This is a genomic window from Mesorhizobium sp. M1322 (assembly GCF_040318085.1).
Classification (GTDB): domain Bacteria; phylum Pseudomonadota; class Alphaproteobacteria; order Rhizobiales; family Rhizobiaceae; genus Mesorhizobium.
The window spans coordinates 131686-146787 of sequence record NZ_JAMYLP010000003.1 but is presented as its reverse complement, the minus strand read 5'-3'; the positions used below and the strand labels follow the sequence as shown (position 1 = coordinate 146787).

General features: G+C 65.6%; 12 protein-coding genes and 1 pseudogene. 4 read left to right on the top strand and 9 right to left on the bottom strand.

Features of this window, described 5'->3' with window-relative positions:
- Positions 1-125: 125 nt before the first annotated feature.
- Positions 126-804: pseudogene (locus tag NKH12_RS02305) on the bottom strand (aquaporin).
- A gap of 228 nt (positions 805-1032) precedes the next feature.
- Here NKH12_RS02305 and NKH12_RS02300 point away from each other — a divergent pair.
- The 4 genes from NKH12_RS02300 (at position 1033) to guaA (ending at position 5166) form a co-directional block, all read left to right on the top strand.
- The gene (locus NKH12_RS02300; protein ID WP_352951698.1) at positions 1033-2322 is read left to right on the top strand and encodes an RsmB/NOP family class I SAM-dependent RNA methyltransferase; all 1290 of its coding nucleotides are present in this window, start codon (positions 1033-1035) and stop codon (positions 2320-2322) included.
- A gap of 97 nt (positions 2323-2419) precedes the next feature.
- Positions 2420-2878: a PaaI family thioesterase gene (locus tag NKH12_RS02295; RefSeq protein ID WP_095494954.1), complete on the top strand. Its 459-nt coding sequence runs from the start codon at positions 2420-2422 to the stop codon at positions 2876-2878.
- Positions 2879-2882: 4 nt separating this feature from the next.
- Complete coding sequence (locus tag NKH12_RS02290) at positions 2883-3548, top strand: 5'-methylthioadenosine/S-adenosylhomocysteine nucleosidase (protein WP_352951697.1); 666 nt, start codon at positions 2883-2885, stop codon at positions 3546-3548.
- Positions 3549-3603: 55 nt separating this feature from the next.
- Complete coding sequence (guaA, locus tag NKH12_RS02285) at positions 3604-5166, top strand: glutamine-hydrolyzing GMP synthase (RefSeq protein ID WP_352951696.1); 1563 nt, start codon at positions 3604-3606, stop codon at positions 5164-5166.
- A gap of 137 nt (positions 5167-5303) precedes the next feature.
- Here guaA and NKH12_RS02280 read toward each other — a convergent pair whose 3' ends face one another.
- The 8 genes from NKH12_RS02280 to NKH12_RS02245 form a co-directional block, all read right to left on the bottom strand.
- Positions 5304-5903: a hypothetical protein gene (locus NKH12_RS02280; protein WP_352951695.1), complete on the bottom strand. Its 600-nt coding sequence runs from the start codon at positions 5901-5903 to the stop codon at positions 5304-5306.
- A 52-nt stretch (positions 5904-5955) separates the two neighbouring features.
- The gene (locus NKH12_RS02275; protein ID WP_352951694.1) at positions 5956-6381 is read right to left on the bottom strand and encodes a type II toxin-antitoxin system VapC family toxin; all 426 of its coding nucleotides are present in this window, start codon (positions 6379-6381) and stop codon (positions 5956-5958) included.
- Positions 6381-6623 carry a type II toxin-antitoxin system Phd/YefM family antitoxin gene (locus NKH12_RS02270; RefSeq protein ID WP_352951704.1) on the bottom strand — a complete coding sequence of 81 codons (243 nt, stop codon included), beginning with the start codon at positions 6621-6623 and terminating at the stop codon, positions 6381-6383. Before NKH12_RS02270 ends, NKH12_RS02275 begins: the two co-directional genes overlap by 1 nt.
- 170 nt (positions 6624-6793) lie before the next feature.
- Positions 6794-8098: a TIGR02679 family protein gene (locus NKH12_RS02265; protein ID WP_352951693.1), complete on the bottom strand. Its 1305-nt coding sequence runs from the start codon at positions 8096-8098 to the stop codon at positions 6794-6796.
- Positions 8095-8985, bottom strand: coding sequence for an SbcC/MukB-like Walker B domain-containing protein (locus NKH12_RS02260; RefSeq protein WP_352951692.1), 891 nt, complete (start codon positions 8983-8985; stop codon positions 8095-8097). Before NKH12_RS02260 ends, NKH12_RS02265 begins: the two co-directional genes overlap by 4 nt.
- 2 nt (positions 8986-8987) lie before the next feature.
- On the bottom strand, positions 8988-12272 hold the full coding sequence (locus NKH12_RS02255; protein WP_352951691.1) for a TIGR02680 family protein: 3285 nt from the start codon (positions 12270-12272) through the stop codon (positions 8988-8990).
- Positions 12269-13558, bottom strand: coding sequence for a TIGR02678 family protein (locus NKH12_RS02250; RefSeq protein WP_352951690.1), 1290 nt, complete (start codon positions 13556-13558; stop codon positions 12269-12271). The genes NKH12_RS02255 and NKH12_RS02250 overlap by 4 nt, the downstream gene beginning before the upstream one ends.
- Positions 13555-15075 (bottom strand): TIGR02677 family protein, encoded by a 1521-nt coding sequence (locus NKH12_RS02245; RefSeq protein ID WP_352951703.1) that lies wholly within the window; start codon positions 15073-15075, stop codon positions 13555-13557. Before NKH12_RS02245 ends, NKH12_RS02250 begins: the two co-directional genes overlap by 4 nt.
- Between the last annotated feature and the right edge of the window lie 27 nt (positions 15076-15102).

The window sequence follows — 15102 nt, the reverse complement described above, 5'->3', positions numbered from 1 at the left end:
ACCCGCCCTCCCGCGCGCCCCCCCGGCCGGGCGGCGCCCGCCCCCCGCGGGGTTAAGTTCACACAATCAAAAAAACCCCCGCCGCGGCCCGGCCCCCCCCCTTTCTTGATTCAGCCCTTCGACTTTCAGTCCTTCTCGAAGATGCGGGTCTTGGCAACCACGCCGGCAATGGCGCCGCCGATCAGCGGTGCGACGATGAACAGCCAGAGCTGGCCGATTGCGGCACTGCCCGAAAACAGCGCCGGACCGATCGAGCGGGCCGGGTTGAGCGACGTGCCGGTGACCGGAATGATGGCGAAGTGCAGTCCCGCCAGCGTCAGGCCGATGACGAGGCCGGCAAAGGCCGTCGCGTGGCTGCCGCTGGTGACGCCAAGGATCACCGTGACAAAGGTGAAAGTTCCGATCAGCTCCCACAGGAGCGCCGAGCTGACGCCCCATTTCGTCGCATCCCAGCCATTGGCGCCGAAGCCGCCGGTGTGTCCGCCGACTTGTCCGGAGACGATGATCCACAGCGCCAGCGACGCAATGATGGCGCCGATGATCTGTGCGATCCAATAGGGGATGACGTCCTTGGCCTGCATTCGGCCGGCAACGAACACGCCGAGCGTCACCGCCGGGTTGAGATGCGCGCCCGAGATTGGGCCGATCGCATAGGCCGCCCGCAATCAGGCCGATGCCGAATGCAAGACCAATGCCTTCCTGGCCGAGCGGCAGCGCGCCGCCAAAGCCGCCCGTCACGACCGAAGCCGTGCCGATGAACACCAGTAGAAATGTTCCTAGAACTTCCGCCAGATAAGTCTTCATTGCCCTCTCCTCTTAATTTCCCGCCGATCCGCTTGCTGTTCTTGGCGAATCACGCAGCGGAAGACTACCGCAACTTCAAAAGTTTGAAAGCACAAGCAATGCGCGATTGAAGTCTCGGATGCCGACAAGGCGTTCGATCTGATATCCAAGACTCTCCCCGCTTGTGCGCGCCAGTCGAGCGCTTTAGAGCAAGGCGGGAAATAATTTGCTGAGTAACGGAATAACAAGATGCGACTGGGAGGACGGCTGGCGGCGGCCATCGAAGTGCTGGAGGACATTGGCCGGCGTCACCGGCCGGTGGCCGATGCGCTGAAGGATTGGGGCCTGTCGCACCGCTTCGCCGGCGGCGGCGATCGCGCCGCGATCGGCAACATCGTCTACGACGGACTGCGCCGGAAGCGCTCGGCTGGTTTTTTGCTGGGCGAAGATACGCCGCGCGCCGTCGCTTTCGGCGCGCTGCTGCTCGAATGGAACCAGACGGCGCAGTCGCTGAACAAAGCGCTCGACGGCGACAGGTTCGCGCCGCCGCTGCTGAGCGACGACGAGTTGAAGGCGATCGCCGATCGCCGGCTCCACGCTGCGCCGCCGGCGGTACGGGCCGATATTCCGGATTGGTGCGAACCGCTTTTCGAGCAGGCCTTCGGCGCCAGCTGGGTCGACGAAGGTGCGGCGCTGGCGACCCGCCCGCCGCTCGACCTCAGGGTCAACACGCTGCAGGCCGATCGCGGCAAGGTGCTCGCCGAACTGGCCGAGACCGGCGCCAGGGCTGCACGGATCGCGCCGCACGGCATCCGCATCCCGCCGATCGCGGGCGACGGCAGGCACCCGAACGTGCAGGCGGAACCGGCCTTCCAGAAAGGCTGGTTCGAGGTTCAGGACGAAGGTTCGCAGATCGCCGCCATGCTGGCTGGCGCCGAGGCCGGAATGCAGGTCCTCGACTTTTGCGCCGGAGCCGGCGGCAAGACGCTGGCACTGTCGGCGGCGATGGACAATCGCGGCCAGGTGTTTGCCCATGATGCCGAAAAGGCGCGGTTGGCGCCGATCTTCGACCGCATCCGCCGCTCGGAAAACCGCAACGTGCAAATCGTCACCAAGCCGGCGGAACTCAGCCCCCTCTCGGGCCACATGGATACCGTCCTGGTAGACGCGCCCTGCACCGGCAGCGGCACCTGGCGGCGCCGGCCCGATGCCAAATGGCGGCTGACGCAGAAGCAGCTCGATGCACGCAAGGGCGAGCAATCGGCGATCCTCGATGCGGCCAAAGCCTTCGTCAAACCCGGCGGGCTGCTGGTCTACATCACCTGCTCGGTGTTCGACGAGGAGAATGGCGAGCAGGTCGCCGCCTTCCTGGATCGTAACAGCGGCTTTGCCCCGGTCGATCATCGCCAGCTCTGGGACAGCCGCTTTCCGGGCCAGGAGACAGCCGCGCGGATCGGCGCAGCAGGCGGCATTTCGCTGTCGCCGGCGCTGAGCGGTACCGATGGGTTTTATGTCTGCGCACTGCGCAAGGGCGGCTGAATCTGCCGGCTGGGCCTGATTGCTGCAGTGCAGCAATAGCGATTGCCTGCCGCTCATGCCTCTGCAATAAGATTTTCTGACAGGAGCGTGACAAGCCATGGCAGCAGAGATCGTACCCGCCCCCAACTATGAGGATCGCGTCAGGACGTCCTTCGCGCGCCAGAACGCCATGACCACCATCGGCGCCGAGCTGACGCTGGTGACGCCCGGCATCATCGAGATCGAGATGCCCTATTCCGCGGCGCTGACCCAGCAGCATGGCTTTCTTCATGCCGGCGTCATTTCGACGGCGCTGGACTCAGCCTGCGGATATGCGGCGTTCTCGCTGATGCCGGAAAGCTCCAGTGTGCTAACCATCGAGTTCAAGGTCAATCTGCTGGCCCCGGGCCGGGGCGAGCGCTTCCTGTTCCGCGGCTCGGTGACGAAGCCCGGCCGCACCATCATCGTCGCCGACGGCCAGGCCTATGCCTTCGCCGTCGACGGCGAGGCCAAGCTGATCGCCACCATGACCGGAACGATGATGACGGTGGTCGGTCGCGATGGCATTGAAGGCTGATCCGATGCGCAAGGCCGTCAGAATTGCGGGCAGGGACGTCCTCTTCGTGATGGCGGCGCAGGCCGAATACGGCCCTCATCTGCAGCGGCTGTTTACCCCTGTCATGACAGGGGTGGGGCCGGTCGAGGCGGGTGTCAGATTGGGCGCGGAACTGTCATGGCTGAAGTCTGAAAAGGCGCTGCCGGACCTCGTCGTGTCGCTCGGCTCGGCCGGCAGCCGGACACTGGAACAGACGGAAATCTACCAGGCGGTTTCGGTCGCCTACCGCGACATCGACGCCTCGCCATTGGGCTTCGAGAAGGGCGCGACGCCGTTTCTCGACCTGCCGGTGACCGTGCCGCTGCCGTTCAGGATTCCCGACATAAGAGAGGCGACGCTGTCGACCGGCGCGGCGATCATTTCCGGCAGTGCCTATGATCCGATTGTCGAGGACATGGTCGACATGGAGACCTTCGCCTGCCTGCGTGCGTGCCAATTGTTCGGGGTGCCGCTCGTCGGCCTGCGCGGCATTTCCGACGGAGCCGCCGATCTCCGGCATGTCGGCGACTGGAAGGAGTATCTCCATGTCATCGACGAGAAGCTGGCGGATGCCGTGATGCGGCTCGAACAGGCGACAGGGTCCGGCGCGCTCCAGTTTGGACCGTCGCATCAAGACGCGGAATCGGATTGAGCGAGACACCTCGCAACCCATTGCGCCGACTCGTTTCTTTCTCTAAACGCTCGCCATGAAGATAGCCAATCATCCCGACACCGTCCTGATTGTCGATTTCGGCAGCCAGTTCACGCAGCTCATCGCCAGGCGCATCCGCGAGGCCGGCGTCTTTTCCGAGATCGTGCCGTTCCAGTCGGCCGAAGCGGCGTTCAAGCGCATCAATCCGAAGGCGGTTATCCTCTCCGGCGGCCCGGCCTCGACCGGCGACATCGGCAGCCCGCGCGCGCCGCAGATCGTCTTTGATGCCGGTGTGCCGGTGCTCGGCATCTGCTATGGCCAGATGGCCATGTGCGTGCAGATGGGCGGCGTGGCCGAAAGCTCGGACCATCGCGAATTCGGCCGTGCCTTCGTCGAGATCCAGAAGGACAGCCCGCTGTTCGAGGGCCTGTGGGCGCCCGGCCAGCGCCACCAGGTATGGATGAGCCACGGCGACCGCGTCATCTCCCTGCCCAAGGGATTTGAGGTGTTGGGCAAATCGGAAGGCTCGCCCTTCGCCATTTTCGGCAATGTCGAGCGCAGGATGTACGGCATCATGTTCCACCCCGAAGTGGTGCACACGCCGGACGGCGCCCGGCTGCTGCAAAACTTCGTCCACAAGATCGCCGGCATCGAAGGCGACTGGACGATGCGCGCCTACCGCGAGCACGCGGTCGAGACGATCCGCAAGCAGGTCGGCAAGGGCAAGGTCATCTGCGCGCTTTCGGGCGGCGTCGATTCCTCGGTCGCGGCGCTGCTGATCCACGAAGCGGTCGGCGATCAGCTCACCTGCATCCTCGTCGACCACGGGCTGATGCGCAAGGACGAGGCGTCAGGCGTGGTGGAGATGTTTCGCCAGCACTACAATCTGCCGCTCATCCTGGTCGACGCCTCGGACCGTTTTATCGGCGCGCTCGAGGGCGAGTCGGACCCGGAAAAGAAGCGCAAGACCATCGGCCGGCTGTTCATCGAGGTGTTCGAGGAAGAGGCCGAGAAGCTCGGCGGCGCCGATTTCCTGGCGCAGGGCACGCTCTATCCCGACGTCATCGAAAGCGTCTCCTTCACCGGCGGCCCGTCGGTGACGATCAAGTCGCACCACAATGTCGGCGGCCTGCCCGAGCGCATGAACATGCAACTGGTCGAGCCGCTGCGCGAACTGTTCAAGGACGAGGTGAGGGCGCTCGGCAAGGAACTCGGCCTGCCCGACAGCTTCATCGGCCGGCATCCGTTTCCCGGCCCCGGTCTCGCCATCCGCTGCCCGGGCGGCATCTCCCGCGAAAAGCTGGAGATCCTGCGCGAGGCCGACGCCATCTATCTCGACGAGATCCGCAAAGCGGGCCTCTACGACGCCATCTGGCAGGCCTTCGCCGTGCTGCTGCCGGTGCAGACCGTTGGTGTGATGGGCGATGGCCGCACCTATGAATTCGTCTGCGCGCTGCGCGCCGTCACCTCGGTCGACGGCATGACCGCGGATTTCTACCACTACGACATGGCGTTCCTAGGCGCCGCCGCCACCCGCATCATCAACGAGGTGCGCGGCATCAATCGTGTCGTCTACGACGTGACGAGCAAGCCGCCGGGCACAATCGAGTGGGAGTGAGGGGAGCGTAGTCCCGGCTACCTGGGGATATTGCAGCGTAGAAACGGCGGCGCAGGTAATTGGATTGATCTCGAATGATATCGACAGCATCAGAGTGGAGGACCGGCAGAGGGTATTAGGTTTCGGTGAAAGCGTCACTACGGGGATATGTAGCATCGGAGCGGATGCTGCTGGTACCTGTGAGCTAATCCGGCGCTCGATTTTAGCTGATGGGAGTAGGAATGAGATCGAGTGGGCCCCAGCCGCGCAGGCGCAATTGCTTGAAGTTCTAACTGCCGAGCAATCTCGAGTTCTGACGTAAAAGGCGCCAGGTAAGTCTGTGCGTCGAACTCATTGAAGTTGATGTCGGCAGCCTTCATCGCCTTAAAAACCTTGCTGATAGCCGAGACGAAGATCGGCGTCAGATCAAGGTAGGTCTGGTCTTCCGGATATCGGTGCTCGGAACCGAACCTGCGGATCACCGGAAGTCTCAGATGAGAATTGATCAAAGTGAAGCGATCGGCGGCCTTTGTGCCGCCCAGGGAGGTGTCGAGATATGGCGATGCGCGTGAAGGATCGAGACGCGCGTCCAGATCGTCCAGTCTTACATGGTGTGACATTCGGATTGGAGCACCGTATAGCGGGGGTGACTTGCCAGCAGGAACGACGCGCCAAGCCAGCGTGTGCAGGCGTCGCTGAAGGCTTCGGAAAAGTGGATGATCGCGATGATGGATCGCATTTCGCACCGCGATGATCAAAACGGTATCCCCATGGTCAATAGCCACAATCCCACATGCAAAGGGGCTCGGATCATGCCAGCAGTTGCGTCGCCACGCCGAGCAACGGTCCAGCCTCGGCGAGCTTTTGGTCGAGCGTATGCACCGCGGCGCCGTGCTCCGATGCCGTGGCGAGATGCAGCGCGTCGCCAGCGCGAAGCCCGAGACTATGCTGATCGACAAACTTTGCCGCCGTGCGGAAATGCCCACCGGTGACCGGCAGCACGGTGAAACTCTCGGCGGCCAGCTTGTGGAACATCGCGAGCGCTGCTGCGCGCTGCACCAGGTTGATCTGCCCGGTTCGCAGCTTGATCGCCATGGCCGACGACATCTCGGCGATGGTCCAGTCGCTGATCAGCAACTGCGCGGGGTCCTGCTCCGCCAGCCAGCTCTGAACGCTCGACGTCATCGCTTCATTAGAAAGGGCAGCAACGATCAGCGACGTGTCGAGATAGTGCATCAATAGCGGTCGCCATCCCGCATCGACCGTACCAGATCGGCAGAACTCTCGGTCTGAGGCGGCATGGTCGCGGTCAAGGATTGCAGAAGGGTCGCGTCGATCCGCCGCCGCGGTCTCGCCACGGCGGTGAGCCGTGCGACCGGTTTACCTCTCCGGGTGATGTCGATCGTATCTCCTGCCTCGACCCGATCCACTAGCTCGCTCAGATGGGCTTTGGCATTTGCCAGGTTGATCACACTCATGTTCACGCTCCTGACCATGTAGATGGTCATATAACGTATTGCGCTCAACAATTCCAGTGCGAGGTTTTTCACGCGTTCTGCCCCGGCAGCAGCTCAATGACATGATCTGCGAGCGTGCCGCGTCCGAAGTGCTGCTGTCAGGCCTGAAAATGCGTCCTGCTAATGCAGCCTCATCGATCATCGAGGTCCGGCAACAACGAGGCAGCCATGGCCTCTTCGGCGATGGCCACGCCATGCTGACGCATCGCGGGTGCCAGCGCTGCGTCCCATGACGCTTCCGCCACCTTTCCTCCAAGCGGGTGCGCCAGGCCCGGCGCCGTCCGCACGGCGGCAATGTAGTCCGCGGCGCCAAAGCGCCATGGCTCCGCACCGTGTTCTCGCATGACCTGGTTGCCGATACGCAATCCGGGCCAGTCGAAATCGCCGTGATAGCGCAGCCGCGCGTCCGCCAGTGCGAGTTGAGCCAGAAGGCATCGTTGCGCGGCGGCTGGCATCCCGTCGGTACAGACCAGCGGGGCGCAGCCAATCCCCCATCGGTCCGCGGCGATGGCGAGCAGGTTGGGATTTTCGCACACGTAAACGTCGCGGCCCGCTACATCCCATCGGGGCGGTGAGCGCAGCAGCGATCGCAGCGATGCATAGGCCGGTTCTCCCAGGGGCCAACGATCGCTTTCGGTCCCGCTTGTCGGCAGGTTCAGGAAGAGGGCCGGGCGTGCCAGCTCGTTGACCAGAACGCCTGCTCTGGCCCATGTCTCGCGTATACGCTCCGCGCCGGCGGCGGCCGGTTCCAGAACGATGTCCTCTCTCGTTTCCCGTACCGTCTCGCCATCTTCGTCGGCAATCGGTGCTGCGGCGTCAGGAACGGGCGTGGCGGTCTGGCGCAAGACCGCCAGCACGAGTGCCGCGGCCCCGCGACCATTGTCAAGCGCATGGGCATCGCCCAGCACGTCCGCCGCCAGTTGGGATCGTGTTATGGCTTTTGCCGGCAGGTGCCGCAGCACCTCTTCGGCGCGCCGGCAAAGCTCCGCCGCCGCGACCGTATCCCGCCGAGCGAGCCGCTTGACGAGGCCGATGCCTCCCGGCGTCAGCAGCAGGCTGGCCAAGCCGGGATGGCTGCAACCATCTACTACGCTCGACCACAAAGTTTGCTGTCGAAGGCGTGCTCCGGCGAGATGAAGGATGGAGCCGTCAAGCTTTTCCAACGCATCGCGCAGCGATGTGGCGATGCCGGCGCGCCGCAGGTCGGCATCGAGGCGGCGAACGTCGATCTGCAGGGACTTCGATCGGCGCTGCGCGCGACCGAGCAGCGCGGCCAGTGCCTCGTGTTCCTCTGCACTGAGCCCGGCGACGCGAATATGATCGACGGCACCTTCGAGCGGCGCGCGCTCGAAACGTTGGCGCAACCGCTTGCGCAGCGAGACAAGATGGTCGCCACCGAGCAGGCGTTGAAGACGCGAGTCGACCTGATCGCTCATGCCGGCGCAAATCGGCGATCGGGATCGGTCTCGGGCTTCTTCTCTCGTCCGTCCCAGGTCCATCGCGAGACGAACACGGCATCGATCCCTTCGCGCCGCTGCAACTGGCAGATGGCGACACCCGGCAGTTCGGCATAACAGGCCCACTCGCGCTCGCTGGTGATGACGAAGTCCAGATCGAACTCGCGGATCAGCCCCATGCAATGCGCTCGCGCTGTGTCATCGATTCCGGCAAAGGCTTCGTCGAGCAGCATCAGCCGTGGGGACAAGGCATAGCTGCTCTGGCTGTAGAAGCTGGCGACAGCGGCAAAGAGCGGCACCGTGAGGCCGAGCGCCCGCTCGCCGCTCGAAGCGGGTCCGGAAAGCTTGCGCCAATGGCCGTCCTGCCAGCGTTCGACGCGGAAGCGGTGCCAATGGCGATAATCGAGCGCGCGGGCCAGCTGGTCGAGCAAGGTGCCGCCGCTATCCTTTCCGCCGGTGGCATCAGCGCGCTCGCGCTCGGCGGCGATGCGCTGCGGCAGCATCGCGCCGACGACGCGCCGGTCGTCCGCCGACCAAAGGTCCGCGCTGGTGTTGAGCAGGCGCTTGCGCGCCGTGTCGAGGCCCACCGGCGCGCCTTCTCCTTCGGACAGCGGCTGCCACAACAGGCGATAGCGCACGCCGGTGGAGGTCGGGCGCTTGTGCAATTCGCTGTTGATGACGTCGACCTGGCGTTCGGCGGCCTGCAACAGGCGCTGGATCTCTGCGGCGATTTCGGCTTGCAGATGGTTCTCCAGGACGGCGCGTTCGTTGGCGCTGAGCAGTTCACCGCGCTGGGCGATCTCTTCGGCCAGCCGGTTGGCGAGGCGGTCCGGCCGCTCGCGCCGGTTCTGATAAACAATGTCCACCCTTAAACCCAGTCGCTGGGATCGGCCTGGGCCTGATGGCCCAGCGCGCCGAGTGCGCGCTGCAACTCGGTCAGTTCCTCAGCCATCTGCCGCTGGACGCGCGTCCATGCATCGTGGTCATCCCTGAGATTCGACAGCTCCTGTTCCGCGCGTCTGGCCAGCGTCAGCGCGGGGTCGATGGTCCACGGGCTGCCGATGTCAGGCAGTTCGACAGACGGCAGCCCTGCAGACAGCAGGCCGGTGCCTGCAAACTGCTGCAATCTGGAGATCGCCTCGGAGCGTGCTTCGCCGCGTTCCCCGAGGACGACGTTCGCTGTCTCGGCGTGTTGCCCGGCGACCGCGCGTGCCTCACCCGCTTTGCGCAATCTATCGCCGGCGAGCTTCAGCTCGGCTTCGCCGGTTTCGACGGCGCGGCGGGCATCGGTCAGGCTTCTCTGCAGTTCCTCGACCTTGGCGCCGACCGTCTCCCGCAGCAGCTCGAGCCGGGCAGTGGCATCTTCCGTTTCAATGCGGGCGGCCACGAGTTCCTCTTCGCGCCGCTGCACGTCGCTGCGCGCCTCGCCCTGGCGGGCACGCTGCCGTTGCAACTCGGGCATTGCCAGACAAAACTCGTGAGCTGCTTGCTCGAGCCGGACCTGAGCATCGCGGTAATGATCCAGCGCCGCTTCGACGGCAGGCAGCGCGTCGGGTGTTGCCGGCAGGCGCAGGTCCATGGCATCTGCGGCAAGGCGTTCGCGCAAGGCCTTGAGCGCCTGTTCTGCCTCGCGGCAGCGCGTGTCCGCTTCGGTCAGTTTTTCGCCGGCCAGGCGCGCGGCGTCGGCGGCTGCGGTAGCGGCCATATGAGCGACCCGCAATACTTCGTCGGAAGGCGCAAGGCGCCATTCCTCGTCGGCCTGTTCGCGGTCCAGCGCGAGCTGCTCGCCTTTCACTCGCAGAGCCGCCAACTCGTCGGAGAGTTGCGCAAGGCGGCCAGCAATTTCGGCCAAGCGCCGCGCGCGGGCTGCGGCGCGGGCCACATGGCCAATGTAGACCGCCTCCGGCTTGCCCCACGCTCCGGACAGCGCGCCGAGGCGGAAACGGCCGTCGGTGGAGACCCAGGCCTCGCTATCGATCGGATCGTCATCCGCCGAGGCGATACCCGACAGCACCCGATCAACGATATTGGCCGGCACGGCGCAGCCCGCGGGCACGGTGGCTTCCAGCCAGTCGCCGAGCGATGGAGAATGCTTTTGCCGTTCCAGCAGCTGGGTATCGTAAGGCAGGGTGCCGCCGTCGCCGGCCTGAAGGTGTCCGTCAGGCGATAACCAGGCGTCGAGCAACCCGGCCGCTTCGAGCGCGGCTTCAAGGCCGGCGCGTTGCGGTGCAGCTACTGCGCCGCGAAAATCGATCACTTGCCAGAGCGGCGCGCCCTGACGCGCGTCCCGGACGGAGGCATCACGCGTGTAGGGCAGGGGCGGCGCCATGTCGTCGCCGGCTTCAAGGCGTCCGCGTTCGCCTTCAAGGAGCCCGTATTCCATCTCCAGCGCCTGTCGCTGGCCGTCGAGCGCCACGCGACGCTGTGTCAGAGAGAGACTGGCGCCTTGATACGCCGATTGCAGAAGGTGGCGGGCAGGGTTGTCGCCTTGCACCGACGCTGTCCATTCCGCCAGAGTCGTCAGCGCCGCCGGCCTGCTGTCGGGATCGATCTGCAGTTGCTTCAGGCCGATGAAATGGCGGTCCCAGCCTTCCACCAGGTCCCGGCTTTGCCGTTCGACCTCGGCGTCAGCTCGGGTCCGACGCTCGGCGGCCTCTTCGGCCTCGACCTGCCGCTCACCCCGGATTTCGCGGCGCCGCGTGTAGGCGGCCTCGGCCTGAGCGACTTCGCCGTGGCGGCGACGCAGCAACCCGATCTGTTCACGCCGGCCGGCAACGAGGCTGCGAAGCTCGGCGCAGGCCGCGTCGAAAGCATGCTGCGTCAGTGCGGCCAGCGCGGAAGCCTCCAATCTGGCGAGGGGGTTTGCTGCGTGTTGGCCGGCGATGCCTGCGTCATCGGCGTGAACGGCGGTTTCCCGGCGCAGATCGGCCAATGCGCGTTCCGCCTGCCCCACGCGCCGGGTTGCGCGCTCGGTTTCTTCGCTGCTGAGCTCCAGTCGTCGGCCCGCCTCTTCGACGGCCAAGGTCGCCCTCTGCATCGCCCGCAGTCGCGCCGCCTTCTCCTTTTCGGCATTTTCGAGACGGTTGGCGTCCTGCATCGTCGGGTCGGAGCGCAAGGTGTCGAGCCGCGCACGCCCGCGCGTCAGCGCGATTTCGACGCCATCATGAGCGGTCCGCTCCAGCGCTTCCTGGCTTTGCGCTTCGTCGAAGCGAGCCTGGGCCTCACCTCGTGCTCGGCTGGCATTGTCGAACTCCGTCTGGGCCTGGCGCAACAAGCGTGCCTGCCGGCGGGTCAGCGTACCGGCGTAGACGCGATAACGCTCCTCGAATCGGCTGACGGCCTTGGCCAAGGCTTGATATTCGTCGAGCTGGCGGCGGTCTTCCTCCAACTGCCCGAGCGCTTCAGCAACGTCGCCGAGCAGTTCCGGCGCCAGCGGCGGCAGGGCCTCGGTCAGCGCATTCGAAAGCGCGGTTTCGTCCGGCTTTCTGGAAAGCTGCGGCTGGCGAAGCTGGATCAGTGTGTCCATCAACGCGTCGTAGCGCTTGGTGCCCAGATGGAACAGGCGCTCGTCGACGGCGCGACGGTAGCCGGCCGCGGTGTCGAACACCTGGCCACGGCCATCGAGCGCGTCGCGCAGGCGCTCCTTGGTCAGCACTACCTGCTGCGGACTGATCAACCGCAGATCGCGGTTGATACGCGGCGCGTCGTCGGTGTCTTCCAGCAGGAAGAACCAACTGTCGACCTGCGGACGAGCTGCTGTCGCAAAAAGGCCGGCGCCGAGCGAAAGAAAACGTGGCGTGCCGTCTTCGGCAACGCGACCGAACTCGATCCACGCATAGCCGATGCGCCGGTCGTGGCTGTTCATCAGCAGGTTCCAGGCCATCTTCTTGCCGCCGTCGCCGTCGGGCTCGACGCGCGAAGACTTGAGCTGCGCGTCGAACAGCAGCGGCAGCGTGAGCGACAAAACCTTGGACTTGCCCGTGCCGTTATTGCCGCGCAGCAACAGATGGCCGTCGCGGAACCAGAATTCCTCGCTGTCGTAGTGAAAGAGCTCCACCAGGCCCAGGCGCAGAGGCTGCCAGCGCTGCCTTGTGGGCATCGGCAAAGCCGGTTTTTCCGGCGTCAGGCCGAGCAGGTCCAGGCGGTCGTTCATGTCGGTTCGAACCGAAAGCCGAAATCCGCAGCCGGCGCGTTGCGCGTTTCGCTAATTGCGGCGGCGCCCACCGCGACGCGCGCGCGCGCGGGCAGCGGGCGGACGACGCCGGCTTCCCGCACCGCCAGCTGCAGTTTTTCCAATCTTTCGATCGCAATGGCGGCGAGCTCGCGTTCGGCGCCTGGTTCGCGTGCCGATTTACGCCAGTAACGGCCGTACTGCGCCTTGGCCTCGTGCAGGAAGCCGGCAATGTCATGCTCGTGGATATCTCGGCCGGAGGCCTGCGCAATGTCGCCGCCACCGGCTCGCCGCTGCCTTTGCCCGGTGCCCAGATATTCGGCGACGAGCAGTGTTACATGCGCGTCGGTGCCTTCGGCCGGCATCGCCAGGTCGGTCAGCAGACCGGCTTCGTCGACCAGCGCCAGCCCTTCCGCGCGCTGTTCCGCCACCAGGCCGGCGGCGTCGCAGAGGCGCGCAGCCATCGTTCCGCGCTGGTTGAAGAAATACGCACGAGCTTCCGGGTCCAACGTTCCGACATAGACGACCGGATCGTCGAGGAGCCGGCGTGCGAGTTGGTGGCGCAGCGCCGTGCGCCGCCCTTCCTCGCTGTCCGCCACATGTTCTCCGACCAGCGCGCACAGCCGCTCTTCGAGCGTTGCCGGCGCCTCTTCCGGAGTCCAGGTGGAGGGGCCACGCACCGCCACCAGCATGCCGGACAGCATGCGGCGCTGCACGTCGTAGAGCGCATCCGCCTGATCTCCTCCGGCCTGCACGAACGTTTCCTCGTCGCCGGCCACGCGGTGCAGCACCCCGAGGATCAGCAATGTGCGGCACACCGAAACGAGTTCGCGCCGCTCGTGTTGCGCCTCGAGCGCGAAGGTGAAGTCGAGCGTCGGCTCGGCGGCGAGCTCCAGCAGCCGCTCGCCGAGCAGGCGCAAGGTGATCTGCGGGTCGGCGCGTTCGAGCACCGCGCAGGCGAGGCAAAGCAGCACGTAGCGCCGGCGATCGTAGCCGGCAATGCCGCGCGTGGCGTCGGTCAGGTTTCCGGGCCGCTTGTAGAGGCGCGCGCCCTCGCGCTCGACCTGCAGTATCCAGCCGGTCTCGCGAGAAAACCATTCGCGCAATGCTTCGGCCTGGCGGCGTATGGCGGCGAAATCCTCATGCCCCGGGCCGATCAGCGGCGTCATCAGCAGCGCCCGCACGCAGGCGCGAAACTCCTCGCGCTGGAAGCGCTGCTGCAGCAGGCCGACGCCGTGACCGTCGTTGGAGCCGTTCGCCGCCTTCATCGACCGTCCTGCAAGGGGGTGATGGTGATCAGATGGTCGCGCCCGGCAAAAACGCCACGTGGCGTGTCGATCATGGCGCGGCTGTCGGGGGCAAGCGGCTTCAGGTGGATGTGCAGCAAGCCGTCGCTGGTCTGGCGTTCCTCCGGCGTCTCCGGCCCGGCTTGCTCGGCCAGTGTCTCCCCGAGCAGGCCCAGGAACAGACCGAAGGCGTGCATGTCGAGTTCCCCAAGATCCGAAAGCCGCGCCGGGCGGCTCGTGGCGAGACGCTTGCGCGCCGCTTCGACCTGCTGTGATTCCTCCGCGAGCTGAAGCGCCAGGAACGTGCGCTCTTCGGCGCGGTCGCGCACGCGTGGCAGCGGTCCGCGCGGGGCCGCTTCGCCATATTCGCGCAAACGCGGGTGAATCTGGAGCGGCGGGGCGTCGGCCCAGGAGGTGCTGGCCGGCAGCTCGACGTCGGCGCTGGCGTTGAGCGAGAAATGCCGCGCCGGATTGAGAGCGAAGGCAGCCCGCGCAAGCCGGTGCGCCTCGCCGTCGTCGGCGCAGGCGGCAAACCAGCCGGCGAGCAGGCGGAAGTCGGCAGAGCGATCGCTGCGGCCGCTGCGCCGCTCATTCAGTGCGGCGATAGCGGCCAGAAGCTGCGGGATTGCCGAACGTGCCCGCGCCCGCAACAGTTCGGCTTGTGGCGGCTCATGGCCGGTGCTGAGGAACCAGCCGCGCAGAACCTTCCAGCGTTCTCGCCAGGCTTGCAGATAGCCTTTCCGCGCCTCGGCCTGATCCTGCGCGCCGCCTGGAGCCGTGTCCCGCGATTCGCGCTCCGCCACCTGTCCAAGCAGCGCCTCGACCTCAGGCTCCAACGCCAGGATGAGGCGTGCGATGGTGTCAGAACGGCGCACCAGATCGCCCATGAAGCGTTCGAGATAGTCGATCAGCCGCTTCTTGTAGTTTGCGACCGCTTCTGCTTCGGCTTGCTGCAACTCGATGCTGCGAGCGACGCCGGCCATGAACGCCTGCGCGTTCTCGGCCAAACCTTCGAAGACACGCACAAGGTCCCGCAGTGTTTCGTGGATCTTGGCCACGTCGGGTTGGGTTGCTTGCGCCAGTGCCTGCAGTGCCTGCAGTCGGCTCCCTATGTCCTCGAGCGCCACGGTTTGCAGCTCGGCGCGGCGCTGCAGGGTCTGCACGAATGTCGCCAAGGCCGATTCCACCGCCTCGCCGCCCTGCGAGAGCCGGTAGAGGAAGCGTGCACGATAGAAGTCGCTAAGGCTTGAAACCCGAGCGGTGTCGGGATGCGATTCGAGATTGCCCCATTCCGTGAGCTGGGTGAGCGCCGTATTCACGTCCTCAATGCGCGGCGGCTTATTCGGCCATCGGGCTTCGGCAAGCACTTCGTCCGGCCGCAACTGCAAACGGTATTGCCGCTTCGCCGCCGCGAAGACGTCCATGATGCAGCGGTAAAATACGGCCTTTTCGGCGCTGACGTGACGGAAGAGGTCCGCCGGGTCGTTCGCAATGTGCATGGGCAATCGCTGCCTCCCGGACTCACT

Bases quoted from the DNA above. Each gene is read 5' to 3' on its own strand.
- NKH12_RS02300 (WP_352951698.1), top strand. From the start codon at position 1,033: ATGCGACTGGGAGGACGGCTGGCGGCGGCCATCGAAGTGCTGGAGGAC.
- NKH12_RS02295 (WP_095494954.1), top strand. From the start codon at position 2,420: ATGGCAGCAGAGATCGTACCCGCCCCCAACTATGAGGATCGCGTCAGG.
- NKH12_RS02290 (WP_352951697.1), top strand. From the start codon at position 2,883: ATGCGCAAGGCCGTCAGAATTGCGGGCAGGGACGTCCTCTTCGTGATG.
- guaA (WP_352951696.1), top strand. From the start codon at position 3,604: ATGAAGATAGCCAATCATCCCGACACCGTCCTGATTGTCGATTTCGGC.
- NKH12_RS02275 (WP_352951694.1), bottom strand. From the start codon at position 6,381: ATGCACTATCTCGACACGTCGCTGATCGTTGCTGCCCTTTCTAATGAA.
- NKH12_RS02270 (WP_352951704.1), bottom strand. From the start codon at position 6,623: ATGAGTGTGATCAACCTGGCAAATGCCAAAGCCCATCTGAGCGAGCTA.
- NKH12_RS02265 (WP_352951693.1), bottom strand. From the start codon at position 8,098: ATGAGCGATCAGGTCGACTCGCGTCTTCAACGCCTGCTCGGTGGCGAC.
- NKH12_RS02255 (WP_352951691.1), bottom strand. From the start codon at position 12,272: ATGAACGACCGCCTGGACCTGCTCGGCCTGACGCCGGAAAAACCGGCT.
- NKH12_RS02250 (WP_352951690.1), bottom strand. From the start codon at position 13,558: ATGAAGGCGGCGAACGGCTCCAACGACGGTCACGGCGTCGGCCTGCTG.
- NKH12_RS02245 (WP_352951703.1), bottom strand. From the start codon at position 15,075: ATGCACATTGCGAACGACCCGGCGGACCTCTTCCGTCACGTCAGCGCC.